Origin of the sequence: Mesorhizobium sp. B2-3-6 (assembly GCF_006442305.1) — a bacterium.
Taxonomy (GTDB): domain Bacteria; phylum Pseudomonadota; class Alphaproteobacteria; order Rhizobiales; family Rhizobiaceae; genus Mesorhizobium.
The window spans coordinates 177,431-193,328 of sequence record NZ_VFVW01000001.1 but is presented as its reverse complement, the minus strand read 5'-3'; the positions used below and the strand labels follow the sequence as shown (position 1 = coordinate 193,328).

Sequence of the window (15,898 nt, the reverse complement as noted above, 5' to 3'; positions counted from 1 at the left end):
ACCCCATGCAGAATGATCCTTTCCGCATCCGCGATCACGTCGCCGAGTTCGACGACATCGTCGCCGAGATCGTTCGTCGCAGCACGGAGGTGCGGGCAACCATGCCGATGGTTGCCGATATCGCCTATGGAGCGGATGCCACCGAGACCATCGACCTGTTCTTTCCGGAGGGCAAGCGCGACCGCCTGCCGGTCCATATGTTCATCCATGGCGGCTACTGGCGCATGTTCTCCAAGCGCGACTATTCCTATGTCGCCGAGACGGTGACGCGCGCCGGCGCAATCGCGGTCATCGTCGATTATGCGCTGATGCCGGCTGTGAGGATGGCCACGATCGTCGACCAGGTGCGGCGCGCCAAAAGCTGGGTGCTCGACCATATCGGCGATCACGGCGGCGATACCGAGCGCCTGACCGTGAGCGGACATTCAGCCGGCGCCCAACTTGCGACGATGCTTTTCAATGACGACGGCCGGACTTCGACAATCAAAGGCGCGTTGCTGCTTGGCGGTCTCTACGACCTGAAGCCCCTTCAGACCTCTTTCCTTGCCGCCGAGATCGCGATAACGGACGAGGACGCAGCCAGGTTCTCGCCGCTCACCCGCCGTTTCGATCCGTCGGTGTCGGTCGAGATCGCTGTCGGCACCGATGAAACGCCGCCATTCCACAGCCAGGCCGAGGCGTTTACGCGGCATCTGAAGGAGCAGGGACTACAGGTCTCGCAGACCGCCCTTCCTGGAGCCAATCACATGAGCAGCGTTCTCGACCTCGGCTTGGCCGGCACCGAGGCGGCAACCATGCTGACAAACCTGGTTTCCGGCTGAGGCCATTGGCGTTCCGTCAAAAGCTGGCACTTTCAGCTGTCACCCGCGTCCCGAGCGCTTTACCTGTCTCCATCGGATCTGCTCTCACCGCGCGGGGTTGGAAACGATCGCTCATGCGATGCCAGCGCCAGCTGGCTGAGCATGACGAATTGACGGACATCCACCGGCCGCGCAACGAGGTCGTCGAGCTTCCCGAACAGCGGCATCAGATGTGGCATGGAGAGGTGCCTGTCGAGATCGTCCTTCGAACGCCAGTTCTCGTAAAACATGAATACGCAGGGGTCAGCCGGGTCGACATGGAAGTCGTAGTTGATGCAGCCCTCCTCGGCACGTGTCGGTTCGACGAGGCCCGACAGGATTCTTTGCAGTTCATCGCGGGTTTCGGGTTTGGCAACCACGGTGCCGATGACCGTATAGGGAACCGTCATCTCATTTCCTCCCCTGGCTGAGTGCAACGGCAAGGATGATGATGGCGCCGCGCGCGATTAGCTGCTGGCTGAACTCCAACCCCATCAGAATCAGGCCGTTATTGATGAGGCCGATCATCAGCGCGCCGACAATTGTCCCGATCACCGTGCCGGAGCCGCCGAACAGGCTGGTGCCGCCAAGCACCGCCGCGGCTATCACCGACAGTTCGTCGCCTTGGCCGAGTTGGAAGCGCCCCGATTGCAGCCGGCCGGCGTAAAGCATTCCGGCCAGCGCCGCCGCCATGGCCGAGATGGTAAGCACGCGGAACTTGACCGACTTGGTGTCGATGCCGGAATAACGCGCCGCGATCTCGCCGCCGCCGGTGGCCAGCACGCGGCGGCCAAAGCTCGTTCGCCTCAAAACGACGTGGCCGACGGCTCCCAGCACCAGCATCCAGATCAGCAGCACCGGCACCGGCCCGACATTGCCGCCGCCGAAGATCCAGGAGTAGCTCTTCGAGATGATCGGCACCGCAGCCGTATCGCTGATCCACATTGCGGTGCCGGTAGCGATGCCCATCATAGCCAACGTGGTAAGGAAGGATGGAATTCCGACCCGCGTCGTCAACAGGCCGTTGAAGGTGCCGACGACGGCGCCTGTGGCGAGCCCCGCCATCACACCGGTGATCGGTCCGCCGGCGTCGATCGCCATCGCCGTCGTCACCGAGGCGAGACCCGCGACGGCACCAACGGACAGGTCGATCTCGCCTGCCGACAGAACATAGGTCATGGCGATCGCCATCACCGCGATCATCGCCGTCTGCCGCACGATGTTGAGCAGGTTGTTGAGGTTGAGGAAGCCCTTGTCGAACAACGTTATCGCGAAAATGATGAAGATGACGACGAAACCGATGTAGATGATGTTCTGCCGCCAGTTGGTGAGCCCAAGCCTCGCTGCCAGCGAGGACTGGGACGCGGCAGCCTGACTAGTGGACATGTATTCCTCCCTGGCTCTTGCTCAGCGCTTTCTGGATGACGATCTGCAGCTTGCGCTCGGCCGCCTGGAGTCGCGCAACCGGATCGTTCTTTGGCGCCGAGGGATCGTCGAGATCGGCGCGGCTGACATCGTTCACGACGCGCCCCTCGGAGACGACGATGATACGGTCGCAGGCCGACAGCATCTCGGACAGCTCCGACGAGATCATGATGATTGCCTTGCCGGCGTTGGCGAGCTGGCGAACCAGCAGGATGATTTCCGACTTCGAACCGATATCGATGCCGGAGGTCGGCTCGTCGAGGACCAGGATCTCCGGATTCCTCGAAAGCCATTTGCCGATGACGACCTTCTGCTGGTTGCCGCCCGAAAGTGTGCGCACCGGGCTGTCGCGCGATGCAGTCTTGATCCGCAGCTGGGCGATCTGGCGATCAGTCAGCTCGCGCATCTTTTTCGTCGACACAAAGGCCTTGCTGCTCAACTGGTCGAGCACGGCGAGCGTCATGTTGGAGGCGACCGAATGCTCCGCGATGACGCCCTGCCGTAGCCGATCCTCCGGCACCAGCGCCACACCGGCCTCGATGGCGTCACTTGGTCTGGCGATCGCCACCGGCTCGCCGGCAATGCGGATCTCGCCTTCGACGATCGGATCTATGCCGGCGATGACGCGCGCGATCGCCGACCGCCCGGAGCCCAGCAGCCCGGCTAGGCCGACCACTTCGCCGCTGTGGACGACGAAGCTGACGTTCTTCGGTTTCTCCACCCCTGAAACACCGTCGAGCTCAAGCAGCGGCGCCCCGACATTCGATTCGCCGCGTACCACGTCGGACAGACCACGCGAGCGTTTGCCGACAATATGCTCAATCATCGTTTCGATCGGCAGTTCCGACATCGGCGCGGTGATGACGTTGCGGCCATCGCGCAAGATCGTGGCGCGGTCGGCGATGCGGGCTATCTCGTCCATGCGGTGCGAGACATAGATGATGGCGACGCCTTCCGATCTCAGTTTGCGCAGGAAGGCAAACAGCCGCTCGACATCGGATACCGCCAGCGCCGTCGACGGTTCATCCAGGACCAGCACTTTCGCATTCTGCGAGATCGCCTTGACGATCTCCGTCAACTGCCGTTGGCCGGCGCCGAGATTGCCGACCGTCGCTTTCGGATCGACCTCGACCTGCAGCATGTCGAACAGGTCCTTGGCGCGCTTTTCGGCGGTGCGATCGTCGATCAGGCCGAACGCGACCTTGGCTTCGCGGGTCAGGAAAACATTCTGCGCCACGGTCAGCGTGGGGATGAGGCTCATTTCCTGGAAGATCATGGCGATGCCCGCCCGCCTTGAAGCTTCGGGCGAGATTTCGGCGAGTGGCTTGCCATCGACTAGAATGGTACCGGTGTCCGGCACATGAACGCCGTTCAACACTTTCAGGATGGTCGACTTACCGGCACCATTGCCACCGAGCAATGCGTGGATTTCGCCTTTCTCTACCCGCAGGTCGACATCGACCAGCGCCTTGACGCCGCCGAAGGATTTGGTGACGCCTTTCATTTCCACCGCATGAACAGGCGCCGCGATTGTCATGGTCGGACCTTGGTCCACTGGCCGGATTGGCCGGATTCGATCAGCGCGTCGGCCACCCGCTCGGTCTTGTAGCCATCCTCGAAATTGGGCAAGGGCTGCTTGCCCGAAACAATAGCCGAGAAGAAATCGAAACACTCCACGATCTTGGTTTCGGAATAGCCGATGCCGAGCGCCGGGATTGGCCACAGACCCGACCCATAGGGGTGCGCCGGACCGGAATAGACGGACCTGAAGCCGCGTGCATCCGCAGGATCATCGGCAAACATCACCTGCAATTCGTCGCGCCGTTCGTAGTTGAAAGCAATGGAGCCTTTGGTGCCGTGGATCTCGAAAGTGATGAAATTGTTGCGGCCATAGGCGTTGCGGGTCGCCTCCAGCGAACCGATCGCGCCGTCGGCGAATTTCAGCAGCGTCATCACCTCGTCGTCGACGTCGACCTCAGCCCGCTCGGTATCGGTATTCCTCTCTGCCGCGCCGAGCCTGTCGAGATTGCCGCGTTGGATCGGTCGCGTTTTGTTGTAGGTGCGCACCAACGCGCTGACCTCGGCGATCTCGCCGACCAGATAACGGGCAAGGTCGACGACATGGGTGCCGATGTCGCCGATCGAGCCGGACCCGGCGATCTTCCTCTGAAAGCGCCAGGACAGAGGCGAATCCGGATCGGCCGACCAGTCCTGCAGATAGGTGCCGCGGAAGTTGAGAATCTTACCGATGCGGCCTTCCTCTATGTACTGGCGGGCAAGCGCCACTGCCGGCGTGCGACGATAGTTGAAGGCAACCATGTGGATGACGCCGGCTTTGTTCACCGCGTCGAGCATGGTCTTTGCCTCGTCGCCGCCGCGCGCCAGCGGCTTTTCGCAGATGATGTGCTTGCCGGCTTCAGCGGCCGCGATCGCGATCGCGGCATGGCTGTCGTTCGGGGTGACGATGTCAATGACGTCGATGTCGGATCGCGTCACCACCGAACGCCAGTCAGCGGATGATTCCTCGAATCCGTAGCGACGGCGGCCTTCGTCGGCCAGTGCCTCGGTGATGTCGACCACCACCTTGCGCACGGGGATGGCGGGGGCGGGCCAGAAGAACATCGGCATCGTCGCATAAGCGAGCGCATGGGCTTTACCCATAAAGCCGCCGCCGATCATCGCCACGTTGAGCGTCTTGGTCATGATGGTCTCCTGTCGAATTGAGAAGAGGTGCGGCCGGCTGGGAGTGCGCCGGCCGCAGGGCGCGCTACATGCTGCCCTTGATCTTGTCGGTCGCCTCGGCGTGATAGACGGCTTTCCAGCCCTCGAGCAGCGTGTCCTTGGTGACGGGCAGCGCCGGCAAGGCGACGAAGGCCGGAGCCTCCTTGCCGAGCAGACCGTAGCCTGCGAGCAGGGCTTCGGTGACGCCCTGGTCAAACGGACGCTGGGCGCCCAGGCCCTTCACGAAGCCCCCGCCCGCCATATTGATTGCGACGTTCTCGCCGAGGTCGCAGGTGGTGATGACAAGGTCGTCGCGACCAGCGGTGCGGGCCGCCGAGATGACGCCTTCGGCCGGCACGTCCCACACCGCCCAGATGCCGTTGATGGCAGGGTTGGAAGTGAGGATGGCCGATGCCGCCTTTTCGGCGTCGCCGGTGAAGTCCGGGCCGCCAATGCCTTGTTCGGCGACAATCTTGATATCGGGGTAGTTGTCGGCGATCGTCTTCTTAAAGCCATCATAACGCTGTTTGGTGACAAAGAAGTCGGCGGCGTGGAAGACCAGACCAATGTCGCCCTTGCCCCCCAGCGCCTTGGCCAGCAGATGCGCTGCGGCGACGCCGTTGCCATAATTGTCGGCCGAGACTACGGAGACGTAATCCTTGCCCGCGACGAAGCCGGCCGGCACGTTGTCCATGAACACCAGCTTCACGCCCTTATCGGCAACTGCCCTGTACGCGGACGCCGTCGCCGACGGGTCGGTGGGAATCGAAACGATGATCTTGGGGTTCTGGGCCATCACAGTTTCGAGGTCGGCGACCTGCTTTTCCGGCTTGAATCCGGCATCGGTCGTGGCGATCACCTCGATGCCCATCTTGCCAAACTGGTCTTTGAGGCCGGCGATCTGCGCGCGTGACCAGTCATTGCCGCCATAGTGCATGACGATCGCCGCCGTCGCCTTCATGTCCTTGATCTTGGCCAGTTCCTCCTGCGTCAGATTGACGGACGCCGCCGACGCTGGAGCTTCGCCGTTCGGCCCCTTGGAGAGCACTGTCTTCTGCAGTTCGGCGAGTGCTGAATCGGGGTCGGCGAAAGCGGGAGCTGCGGTATAGAGGCTGGCGGCCAGCAATGCCGCCGTGAACGTCCCGGCTATTGTGTTGAAACGTGTCATTTGGGTCTCCTCCCTGATGACAGGCTTGGTACCTGTCGGTTCAACTCTGCTTCAAAGCGCTCTTCAGATATTTCATGCTGAGTTCCGCCCCTTGCTTGGGGTCTGGCCAGGCATCCAGCTCGGTTGCGATCCAGCCGGAAAATCCGGTGTCCTCGAGCGCCTGGATGATCGGCTCCATATCAAGGTCGCCGCGGTCGAGCGGCGTGAAGGCGAAGGGATCGCGCTGCCAGCCCTTCAAATGCACATAGCTGATGCGCTTGCTGAATTCGCGAATCTGCGCGGCCGGATCACCGCCAGCGGCTGCCAGATGCGCGGTGTCCGGACAGAAATCGATCGCGGTATGTTTGAAAATCTCGCGAACTTCGTCGGGACCTTCGACGATGGTCGACAGATGCGGGTGATAGTGCGCGCGCAAGCCCGCCTTGGCTGCGATGTCGATGACCTTGTCGAGCGCCGCGCCGAGGCGCTTGAAATCATCTGGCTGCCGGCCTTTGGCTCGCTTGGCGCCACCGCCGACGACCAGATGCTCGCCGCCGAGTTCGGCCACGGCAGCCGCTCCGCGTTCGATCCGCGCCAACTCCTCGCCAAGGATATCGTCGAAGATAAAGTTGGCACCGGAGTAGCCGGCCACGAGCACGACGCCGGACTGGTCCAAGGCAGCGCGCAGCGCGCCATTGCGTCCTTGATAGTCGAGGAGATTGCCGTCGAAGAGTTCTGTTCCGGTATATCCGGCCGATCCAATGTCGCGGATCGCCTGCTCCATGTCACCGAAGGTGCGATAGGTAAGCTGGGTGATCGAAGTGACGCCGACGGCGTTGCCACCGAGCGCACCCCAGCAATTGGCGTGATAGGCCAGTTTCACCGGCATCTCGTATCCTCCCTGCCTGTAGCCGATGCATCACCGCGCGCAGCGCGGGGCCGGCATCTTTGGCTGGAGAAGAATTCGGACAACGGACGTGCGACATCCTTCGCCTTCGCGAGGGCTGTCGACGTTAGGAGCCCTCCTCCGAGCCTGGCTGATACTTATGCCCGCCTTTCGCCGCTCGTCAATCATTAAAATGCAAAAGTCGGCATACTTTTGTTTGTAAAATACATAAGTTCCTGCTTGATCCGTAAATGAGGCCACGGTACCCATGGCTAACGGCGTGATGACCCTGAGCCGGCAGCGATAGAGATCGGGAGATGAGCCTCGGCAAGACTATGGACGAGCGCAGCGCCACAGACCCCGTACAGTCGGACCAACCGCGCCGCGCCGCCGGCCGGCCGCGTGCCAGCGAATCCGCGCATGGCAGCCTGGCCACGCTGCTCAACCTTATACGGACCGAGGCGGCAACGACCCGCCAGGAGCTAGAGAACCAGTCGGAACTGGGGCGCGCCGTCGTCACGGATCGTCTCGCCACGCTGCTTCGGCTAGGGCTGATAGAAGAAGGCGAACTCGGCCCGGCGATCGGCGGACGCGCACCACGCCATGTCCGCTTCCGGCCGCGCATTGGCATGATCCTGGCCGCCGTGCTCGATCATTCCTCGCTGGCAGTCGGTGTATCAGACCTGTCCGGCCGCCTGCTGGCCGAACATCACGAAGCGGTGGAACTGGCCGCAGGTCCCGAGCCGGTGGTCCAGCGGCTAGCAACGCTGTTTGCCTGGATGCTGGAAGAGCATGGCAGTGAGGCCAGCATCTGGGGCATCGGGCTGGCGGTGCCCGGAGCCGTTGAGAAATGCGATGATCAGCGGCTGTTCGCGCCGGCGCTGAATGCGTTCCAGAACTGGGATGGATTCCCTTTCGTCGAGCAGTTGGCCACGCTTGTCGGCGCGCCGGTATGGGTGCGAAGCGGCGTCCAGACGATGACGATGGGCGAACTGAAGTCCGGCAGCGGCCTCGCCGACATGATCTTCGTCAAGCTCGGCCGCTCGATCAGCGCCGGCGTGGTTTCGGAGGGAGCGTTGCACCGTGGCGCGCAGGGCGCTGCCGGCATGATCGGTCATACTTTCATCGAGGGCAGAAATCTCGAAGCTGTTGCCGGCAGCGAAGCGCTCGGACGCGAGGCCCGCCAGGCGGCCGAGAGCGGGAGCAGCCCCTATCTGGCCGAGATGCTTGCGCGCGCCGGCGAAGTGACGGTCACCGACGCTGGCCACGGCGCCCAATTGGGCGATCCGTTCTGTATCGACCTTCTCGGGCGTTGCGGCCGTGCGGTCGGCGAGGTACTGGCGCCATTGGCCAATCTGCTGAACCCGTCATTGATCGTACTCGGCGGCAGCGTGGCCCAGACCGGGGACATACTGTTGGCAGCCGTACGCGAGGCGGTCTATCGCCAGTCGCATCCGATCGTCACCCGCGACCTGCGCATCGTCCGTTCGCAGATGGGCGGCTCGGCCGGACTGGTCGGCGCCGCCCAAGTCGTTGCGGAAGCACTGTTCGATGCGAAATTTCTGCAGGGGTGGATTACGCTCGGTTCACCGCGTGAGCATCCGGAATTCAAGGATTTTCTCGCGCGGGCCGCACTCGGAACCAGCGCTCGCCCGGCAAAGCCACGGCCACCGGGAGGAGCGCTTGCATAGCATCGCCAAGTCGGCCGGGCCGCGTGAACCTGGGGAGGGTTGAGGAATGGCGATCACCGGCCTTGGGCCGCATGGCGAACGGGCGGTTCCAGCCGACCAGGTCGGGTTGTCGAATGCCGACGCCGATCTCGCCCGCAACCGGCGCTTCTCGGTCGCCATCGTTCTCCACACCACCAAGAGCGACTGGGCTAAGGAGGAATTGGCCGGGATCGTCACCACGCTTGGCCGCTACGGAGCGGCGGTGGTCGAGGTCGTCGACTGCGGCTTCGACATCGAGCGGCAAATTTCGGAACTGAAACGGCTGGCCGGCGAAGCCGTGGATGCGGTGGTCTCCATTCCAATCGGCAGCAACCGTGCCGCCGACGCGCATCGTGCAATATCGGCGGCCGGAAAGAAGCTGTTGCTGCTCGACAATGCCCCAACCGGCATGCTGCCCGGCAAGGATTACGTCAGCGTTGTTTCCAGCGACAATTTCGGTCTCGGTCAGATCGGCGCAGAACTCCTGGCGCCACATATACCACAGGGCGGAAAGGTCGGCGTTCTGGCCTATGGCATCGATTTCTTCGCGACGCATGAGCGCGAGATTGCTTTCCGAAAATGGATGGCTGCTCGACGTCCCGACCTGACGCTGGTTCGCGGCAAGTTTGCCGACGTGTCGCAAGCGAGAGCCGCGACCGCCGACTTGCTGCAGGCCAATCCGGAGCTCGCCGGACTGTTTGCCGTCTGGGACGTGCCGGCAATCGCTGCCGTCGCGGCGATCCGCGATGCGGGCAAGGCTATTCCGGTGACGACAGTCGACCTCGGCAACGACGTCGCCACGGACCTCGTTGGTGGAGGCCTGATCAAGGGCATCGCCGCGCAACTGCCTCACGATCAGGGCGTTGCTACGGGCATTGCCACAATTCTCGGCCTGCTCGAACGCCAGCCGCCGGCCTGGATCGCGCTTCCCGGGCTCAGTGTCACGGCCAGCAATGTAGTAGAAGCCTATCAAGTCGTCTGGCGCACACCAGCGCCCGCCGCCTTGCTAATGGCGCGCAAGCCACGAAACAGCCTGCCTTGACCGACAATGTCGTCTTCGCGAGGGACCGCGCGGCAAAGAGCAACGGCACGCTGATCACAAGCGGTCCGCGTCTCGTCGGCGCCATCATGGCGTCAAATGTTTGCCTGGGCATCCGCAAGCAGGAGCCCGAGCTTCAGGCGATCCTCAACAAGGCGCTCGGCGAGATGGCCGCTGACGGTACGCTCGCGCAGATGTCGAAGAAGTGGTTTGAAGTGGGCTTGAGCCCGAAGAGCTAAAACAATTCCAGGAAAAGTGTAGAGCGGTCTTCCCGGAAAAGCGTGTAGCGCTTTCCCTGGAGAATTGCATAAAAGTGATAGAGCGCTTCGTCATTTCCATCGAACGATGAACCGCTTTAGGATATCGAGCCGCGCGCCGCTCGGCGCCGCAGCTATTGCGAGGCGGACATTCGGCCGCAGGTTCTGCGAAAACTCAGCTGGATACGGCCGTGATCTGGGCGGCCTTGTCGGCGCGCAGCAGCATGCCGAAGAGGTCGCGTGGCTCATCCGGGTCCGCCAGCAGATCGAGCTCCTCGTAGAGGCCGGTGCGCTGAAGCTGGTCGCGGACGTAGCGCAGCGCGGAAAAGTCCTCGATCGCAAAGCCGACGGAATCGAACAAGGTGATCTGGCTGGCATCCCGGCGGCCGGCGGCCTTGCCGGTCATCACTTGCCACAACTCCGTCACGGGATGGTCCGGCTCGAGTTGCTGGACTTCACCCTCGATGCGCGACTGCGGCGGGTATTCGACGAATATGTCGGAGCGCAGCAGAATATCGCGATGCAATTCCGTCTTGCCGGGGCAATCGCCGCCGACGGCATTTATGTGCACGCCCGATCCGACCATGTTATCCGTCAGGATGGTCGCGGAGCGTTTGTCGGCGGTGACCGTCGTGATGATGTGAGCCCCTTCCACCGCCTCCTGCGCCGAAGCGCAGATCGCGATGTCGAAACCGAACCCCGCAAGGTTTTTCGCGCACTTCAAGGATGCCGACCGATCGATGTCATAGAGGCGAAGCCTGTCGATGCCGAGCAGGGCCTTGAAGGCGATGGCCTGGAATTCCGACTGGGCGCCATTGCCGATGATTGCCATGCAGTCCGCCGCATTGGGAGCAAGGTATTTGGCCGCGACGGCCGACGTCGCCGCCGTGCGCAACGCGGTCAGGATGGTCATTTCCGAAAGCAGCATCGGATAGCCATTGCCGACATCGGCCATCACGCCGAACGCCGTCACGGTCTGGCGCCCGTCGCGCGTGTTTTTTGGATGACCGTTGACATACTTGAAGCCGTAGAGCTGTCCGTCGCTCGTAGGCATCAGTTCGATGACGCCGTCGATGCTGTGCGAAGCGATGCGCGGGGTCTTGTCGAACAATTCCCAGCGTCGGAAATCCTCTTCGATATAGGCAGCGAGATCGATGAGAAAGCGATCGATGCCGACGGCAAGAACCAGCTTCATCATGTGATCGACGCTGACGAAGGGCACGATGTTGAGATGGGGGGTCACAGTTCAATAACTCCGTGTGGGACGGTCCATGATCCGCCGGCCCATCAGGCTCGCGGTCAGGTCCACGAGAAGGGTTGCGGTGCGGTTGCGTTCGTCGAGTGCGGGATTGAGCTCGACCAGGTCGAGGCTGGTGACGAGATGGCTGTCGTGCAACATCTCCATCACCAGATGAGCCTCGCGGAAGGTGGCGCCGCCCGGCACGGTGGTGCCGACGGCAGGCGCGATCGAAGGGTCGAGAAAATCGACATCGAGGCTGACATGCAGCATGCCGTTTTCGGCACTGACCCGCTCGAGAAAGGCGCGAAGCAGCGGGGCCATGCCGTATTCGTCAATCATCCGCATGTCGTGCACGGTGACGCCCGCCTTGCGTAGCGCTTCGCGCTCCGCCGGATCGACGCTGCGGATGCCCAGTGTGCAGATACGGGCCGGATCCACGCAAGCCGCCAGGCTGGGGAAGTAGCCTTCGAAGCCGGGTTGCCCGCTGGCATAAGCCAGCGGCACGCCATGCAAATTCCCGCTGGTCGTGGTGTCGAGCGTGTGAAAATCAGGATGTGCGTCGAGCCACAGCACGAACAGCGGGCGGCCGGCTTCCGCCGCCCGGCGGGCGATACCGGCCAGCGTGCCGGCGGAAATGCTGTGGTCGCCACCAAGGAAGATCGGCATGGCGCCGGCGCTGGCTGCATAGGCCGCCTCGGTAATCGCCGCCGTCCATGCGACGATTTCCGGCAGCGCCTTCAAGGCGGCATTGCCGTGGCTGATCGGGCGCAGATCGGCAGAGGCGACGGTGCCAAGGTCGGCCAGCGTATGCCCGAGTTCAGTGAGCGCTGCCGCCAGGCCTGCGGTACGCAGCGCACTAGGCCCCATCTCGCAACCCATCCGGCCCGAGCCGACCTGGATCGGTGCCCCGACGATCGTACAATGCATCCGTATTTCCCCGCGCGTTTTCTAGGCCTCATTGGAGCGCGGATAACTGGCAGGATGAACATATCAAATTGGCAAATTTGTCGAAATGGGCTATCAAAATGGAATGATTTGATTGCATTCTGAGCCATGGATCAGCTTGACGAACAGCTCATCACGCTTTTGCGGCATGACGCGCGGCGCAGCATCTCGGACCTTGCCATGGATGTCAGCGTCTCGCGGGCAACGGTCAGGTTTCGCATAGAGCGCCTTGAAAAAGCCGGCGCGATCATCGGTTATACCGTCATCCTGCGAGCCGATGCCGTCGACCAGCGTGTACGCGGCATCATGATGGTGGAAATCGAAGGGCATGCCGCCGATCGTGTGATCCGCGCTCTTGGCGGCTTCTCGGAGGTTTCGACGATCCATACCACCAACGGCCGCTGGGACCTGGTGATAGAACTGGGGACGCAGACACTGACCGAATTCGACGCCGTGCTGCGGCGCATCCGCCTGATCCCCGGCATCACCGGCAGCGAGACCAGCCTGTTGTTGGCGACACCCCGGAGCACCAAGGCGCGGCTTTGATCGCTGTCTGCGAATAGCCTAGCTGGCCAAACCGGCAGTGCTGCTCCTGCACCGTTGTGCGGCGCAACCCTAAATGAGCTCGGACTTGGCCAACCTGTGGCAACCTCCAGCGGGGGCGGACCTTGCTGAGAAGAACAGAGCTGCGTGAGCGGCGAGATCTGTCATCGACCCGCGTCACGCGACACCGATTGAGCGAACGCGTCAAGTCGCGCAAGTCTGCCCCGTCCTAGTGTTGGTGGCCTTCCGGCTCAACCATCTTGAACGGCAGGACCTGTTGCTTGCCCTTAGAGGTCAGGATCAGCCTCGCCTCGAACTCGTGCGGCTCGGCGGGGGCGACGCTGCTTTCACGGCGGTGGTGATTGCCGGCGACAGGCCCGAGCGAAAGCGTCTCGGGACCTTCGGACCGGTCGATGATCACGGTCGCCCCCAGATCGTCGGCATGGCTGTCGATGGTGAGACGCAAGCGCTCGCCAGCGGGCGTATCGACGATTTCGAGCGTTCCCGTTGCCAGGTCGCTGACGACCTTGAAAGGCTCCGGCGCATGATCGGCGTGGGCCGAACCGCCCGCCACGGATCCGCCTTCGCCTTCCAGACGGATGTTCGCCTCCGAGAGCGCCGGCAGGTGGTCGAACAGCTCCCCTCTCAAAGCCTCCGCGATGCCGACCACATCCTTTGCGCTCGCTGTCTCGGCCACCTTGATGGCGACATCCGCATGCAGCCTGTGGCCGATCCAGCGCGCCCGCACCTGGGCGACCCGTTGGATGCCCCTCACATGTTCAGCCGCATGATGGATTTCCTCGACGATGCCCGGCTCGACGCCATCCAGCATGCGTGTCAGCACCGCCTTTGAGGACTGCCAGACGATGGCGAGGATAGCCACAGTGATCAAAAGGCCGATGATCGGGTCCGCGAGCGGGAAGCCTAGCCAGACGCCGGCCGCGCCAAGCACCACCGCAAGGCTGGTGAAGCCATCGGTGCGGGCGTGATAGCCGTCGGCGATCAGGGCCGCGCTGTTTATCTCGCGGCCGACGCGGATGCGGAATACCGCGACAGCCTCATTGCCCAGGAAACCGACGAGGCCGGCGGCGGCAACCCAGCCGAGGAAGCTGATGGCTTGGGGATGGATCAACCTGTCGATCGCCTCATAGCCGGCGACGATGGCACTGAAGAGGATAATCAGGACGATGATGATGCCGGCCAGGTCCTCGACCCGGCCAAGGCCGTAGGTGAAGGTCTTGCTGGGCTTGCGCCGCGCCAGCATGAAGGCGATCCACAGCGGGATGGCGGTGACCGCGTCGCCGACATTGTGGATGGTGTCGGCAAGCAGCGCCACGCTGCCCGAGAGGAATACGATGACCAGTTGCAGCACCGCTGTGAGGGCTAGCAGCACGAACGACCATTTGATCGCCCAGATGCCGCGTGTGGTCGTCGCGATTGTGGGATCGACCACGCCATGCGTGTGGCCGTGTCCGCCCTCGCCATGGTCATGGCCATGCCCGCCGAAGCCTTGAGCTGCCGGGCCGAAGCCGAACCAGCCGCGAATGCCGTCCATCATGGAGCGTGTCTCACAAGTATTTGGTGATGTCCTTGAATTCATCGATCGAGCGGCGCTGCTCACGCGGCAGCGGCCCCACGACATCTTCCAGGCAGTGGTTTAGGTGATCCTGGATGAGCGTCTTCTTGGCCTGGGAAACAGCCCTTTCGACCGCATGAAGCTGCTGGGCAATGTCAAGGCAAGGCCGGCCTGCTTCGATCATCTCAATAACGCCCCTCAGATGACCGTCGGCCCGCTTCAGCCGTTTGACGATGTCGGGATGGGTCTCGTGAATGTGGGGACGCTCTTTCATTCTGAAGTGCTATCCCCCCGGAGGGGATATTGTCAATTCGGGATGCTCGATTCCCCGCAGCGTCCCGAACGCTACTTTCGACGGTTGCATGGCTGGTTCTGGCGATCGCGGCGCCAGCGACATCGCCCTGACGCTGCGCACCACTGTTAAAATGCACCGACGCGATGACGTAGCGCGGCGCCCCTAAATGTGATCATGCCGTATCGGCTGCGGGCGCACTCAAAACCCCGTGCGGCAAAGGTTTTCAAGATCCGCCTTTGCTATTCCCTCGAGGCCGAGCGCGGGAAGAATATCGTTATCCCCCTTGAGATCGCGACCGTAAGCCGCCGATAATATCGAAACTCCAGACTCGTGGAGCGTCGCCGGTTTCTCGGTGATCTTACCCAACAATACGGTCGGCAGCAGTCCAAACGGAACATCCTCGAGAATGTAGCGGCTTTCGATTGTTGTCGGACCAAAGCCGCCACGGCCTTGACGATCCATCTCCTGGTTCATCTCCGAAACGGTTCCCTTCGGAACATGAAACGACAATGAAAAATGCTCCTGGACGGTGCGAACCGCGATACCAAAATGGGCCGCGATGGCTAGCCGTTCGGCATCCAGAGCCTCGATAAGGCGGCCAGCGGCAGGGGTGACGTTTCCCCCCTGGCTCCATTGCTCGGCTTTTTCCATGCGTGTCAGGTTGAGGAGGGCAATTCCCAAGTGGTTTTGCGGATTGAGGTTGCTGAGCGCGATCGCAAGCATGCCGTCGCGCTTGACAAAACGATCACCAAATAGGCTCGTGCAAAATCCGTATCCTTCATCCTGAGCTTTGAAAGGCAGCGTCGCGACATCAAGCTTCTGGCGAATGGTGGTGACATGGACCTCGGTTGGCCCGAGTTGCCGCCCGGTCAACAGTGTTGTGCCCCACAGGACGATCGGCAAGCTGACCTTGCGCTCCGCCAACCGCCTGGAGAGATACAGTGCCCCGAACGAACAATGCGAACTGATGATGACCGGGATTCCATCGATCAGATGGGGGGCGGCAGCATCCATCACCATCCTGTGGCCGTAAGCCGGAAGTGCAATCACCACCACGTCCGCGTTGGCGATGGCATCCTTGCAATCCTTGGCGATGCGCACCGGTACCGTCGCCGCGATGTCCCCCGTCGCTTTCAACAATTCGCCGGTAGCCAACCCCTTGGTGCGCTGCCCCGACGGTGACCAAAGCATTGGCGAATGCCCCGATCCTGCCAAATAGGCGGCAAGGCCATAAGCAATTGCTCCGGCGCCCAGAATACTCACGCGCATAATATTC

General features: G+C 62.4%; 16 protein-coding genes. 5 read left to right on the top strand and 11 right to left on the bottom strand.

Annotation, left to right across the window (positions count from 1 at the left end; all coding sequences use genetic code 11):
- The first annotated feature begins 5 nt into the window (after positions 1 to 5).
- Positions 6 to 821, top strand: a complete 816-nt coding sequence (locus FJ953_RS00885) for an alpha/beta hydrolase (RefSeq protein ID WP_140622775.1) — start codon at positions 6 to 8, stop codon at positions 819 to 821.
- Between the two features lie 59 nt (positions 822 to 880).
- On the opposite strand, the gene FJ953_RS00880 is transcribed toward FJ953_RS00885, so the two are convergent.
- The 6 genes from FJ953_RS00880 to FJ953_RS00855 form a co-directional block, all read right to left on the bottom strand.
- Complete coding sequence (locus FJ953_RS00880; protein ID WP_140499304.1) at positions 881 to 1,249, bottom strand: putative quinol monooxygenase; 369 nt, start codon at positions 1,247 to 1,249, stop codon at positions 881 to 883.
- Position 1,250: 1 nt separating this feature from the next.
- Positions 1,251 to 2,225 (bottom strand): ABC transporter permease, encoded by a 975-nt coding sequence (locus tag FJ953_RS00875; RefSeq protein ID WP_140499306.1) that lies wholly within the window; start codon positions 2,223 to 2,225, stop codon positions 1,251 to 1,253.
- Entirely contained in the window at positions 2,215 to 3,768 is a 1,554-nt protein-coding gene (locus tag FJ953_RS00870) for a sugar ABC transporter ATP-binding protein (protein WP_224671391.1), read from the bottom strand. The genes FJ953_RS00875 and FJ953_RS00870 overlap by 11 nt, the downstream gene beginning before the upstream one ends.
- 29 nt (positions 3,769 to 3,797) lie before the next feature.
- Positions 3,798 to 4,967, bottom strand: coding sequence for a Gfo/Idh/MocA family oxidoreductase (locus tag FJ953_RS00865; protein WP_140556250.1), 1,170 nt, complete (start codon positions 4,965 to 4,967; stop codon positions 3,798 to 3,800).
- Between the two features lie 64 nt (positions 4,968 to 5,031).
- Positions 5,032 to 6,153, bottom strand: coding sequence for a substrate-binding domain-containing protein (locus tag FJ953_RS00860; RefSeq protein ID WP_140622773.1), 1,122 nt, complete (start codon positions 6,151 to 6,153; stop codon positions 5,032 to 5,034).
- A gap of 40 nt (positions 6,154 to 6,193) precedes the next feature.
- Positions 6,194 to 7,021, bottom strand: a complete 828-nt coding sequence (locus FJ953_RS00855) for a sugar phosphate isomerase/epimerase family protein (RefSeq protein WP_140499312.1) — start codon at positions 7,019 to 7,021, stop codon at positions 6,194 to 6,196.
- A 314-nt stretch (positions 7,022 to 7,335) separates the two neighbouring features.
- Between FJ953_RS00855 and FJ953_RS00850 the strand changes: the two genes are divergently transcribed.
- From FJ953_RS00850 to FJ953_RS00840, 3 genes are read left to right on the top strand one after another with little or no spacing between them, the layout of a single operon-like run.
- On the top strand, positions 7,336 to 8,709 hold the full coding sequence (locus FJ953_RS00850; protein WP_224519041.1) for an ROK family protein: 1,374 nt from the start codon (positions 7,336 to 7,338) through the stop codon (positions 8,707 to 8,709).
- 46 nt (positions 8,710 to 8,755) lie between these two features.
- Positions 8,756 to 9,769 carry a substrate-binding domain-containing protein gene (locus FJ953_RS00845; protein ID WP_140499314.1) on the top strand — a complete coding sequence of 338 codons (1,014 nt, stop codon included), beginning with the start codon at positions 8,756 to 8,758 and terminating at the stop codon, positions 9,767 to 9,769.
- A complete protein-coding gene (locus tag FJ953_RS00840; RefSeq protein WP_181167255.1) occupies positions 9,766 to 10,005 on the top strand; it encodes a transporter substrate-binding domain-containing protein in 240 nt (79 codons plus the stop codon). Before FJ953_RS00845 ends, FJ953_RS00840 begins: the two co-directional genes overlap by 4 nt.
- A gap of 193 nt (positions 10,006 to 10,198) precedes the next feature.
- On the opposite strand, the gene FJ953_RS00835 is transcribed toward FJ953_RS00840, so the two are convergent.
- Positions 10,199 to 11,266: an ornithine cyclodeaminase gene (locus tag FJ953_RS00835; protein ID WP_140565591.1), complete on the bottom strand. Its 1,068-nt coding sequence runs from the start codon at positions 11,264 to 11,266 to the stop codon at positions 10,199 to 10,201.
- 3 nt (positions 11,267 to 11,269) lie between these two features.
- Positions 11,270 to 12,190, bottom strand: coding sequence for an arginase (rocF, locus tag FJ953_RS00830; protein WP_140499318.1), 921 nt, complete (start codon positions 12,188 to 12,190; stop codon positions 11,270 to 11,272).
- Between the two features lie 126 nt (positions 12,191 to 12,316).
- Here rocF and FJ953_RS00825 point away from each other — a divergent pair, with 126 nt between their 5' ends.
- Entirely contained in the window at positions 12,317 to 12,754 is a 438-nt protein-coding gene (locus FJ953_RS00825; protein ID WP_140622771.1) for an Lrp/AsnC family transcriptional regulator, read from the top strand.
- 226 nt (positions 12,755 to 12,980) lie between these two features.
- Here FJ953_RS00825 and FJ953_RS00820 read toward each other — a convergent pair whose 3' ends face one another.
- The 3 genes from FJ953_RS00820 to FJ953_RS00810 all read right to left on the bottom strand — a co-directional run bounded on the left by FJ953_RS00820 (position 12,981) and on the right by FJ953_RS00810 (position 15,891).
- Entirely contained in the window at positions 12,981 to 14,309 is a 1,329-nt protein-coding gene (locus tag FJ953_RS00820; protein WP_140622769.1) for a cation diffusion facilitator family transporter, read from the bottom strand.
- 10 nt (positions 14,310 to 14,319) lie between these two features.
- Positions 14,320 to 14,601, bottom strand: coding sequence for a metal-sensing transcriptional repressor (locus FJ953_RS00815; RefSeq protein ID WP_140499324.1), 282 nt, complete (start codon positions 14,599 to 14,601; stop codon positions 14,320 to 14,322).
- 219 nt (positions 14,602 to 14,820) lie between these two features.
- Complete coding sequence (locus FJ953_RS00810) at positions 14,821 to 15,891, bottom strand: NAD/NADP-dependent octopine/nopaline dehydrogenase family protein (protein WP_140499326.1); 1,071 nt, start codon at positions 15,889 to 15,891, stop codon at positions 14,821 to 14,823.
- Between the last annotated feature and the right edge of the window lie 7 nt (positions 15,892 to 15,898).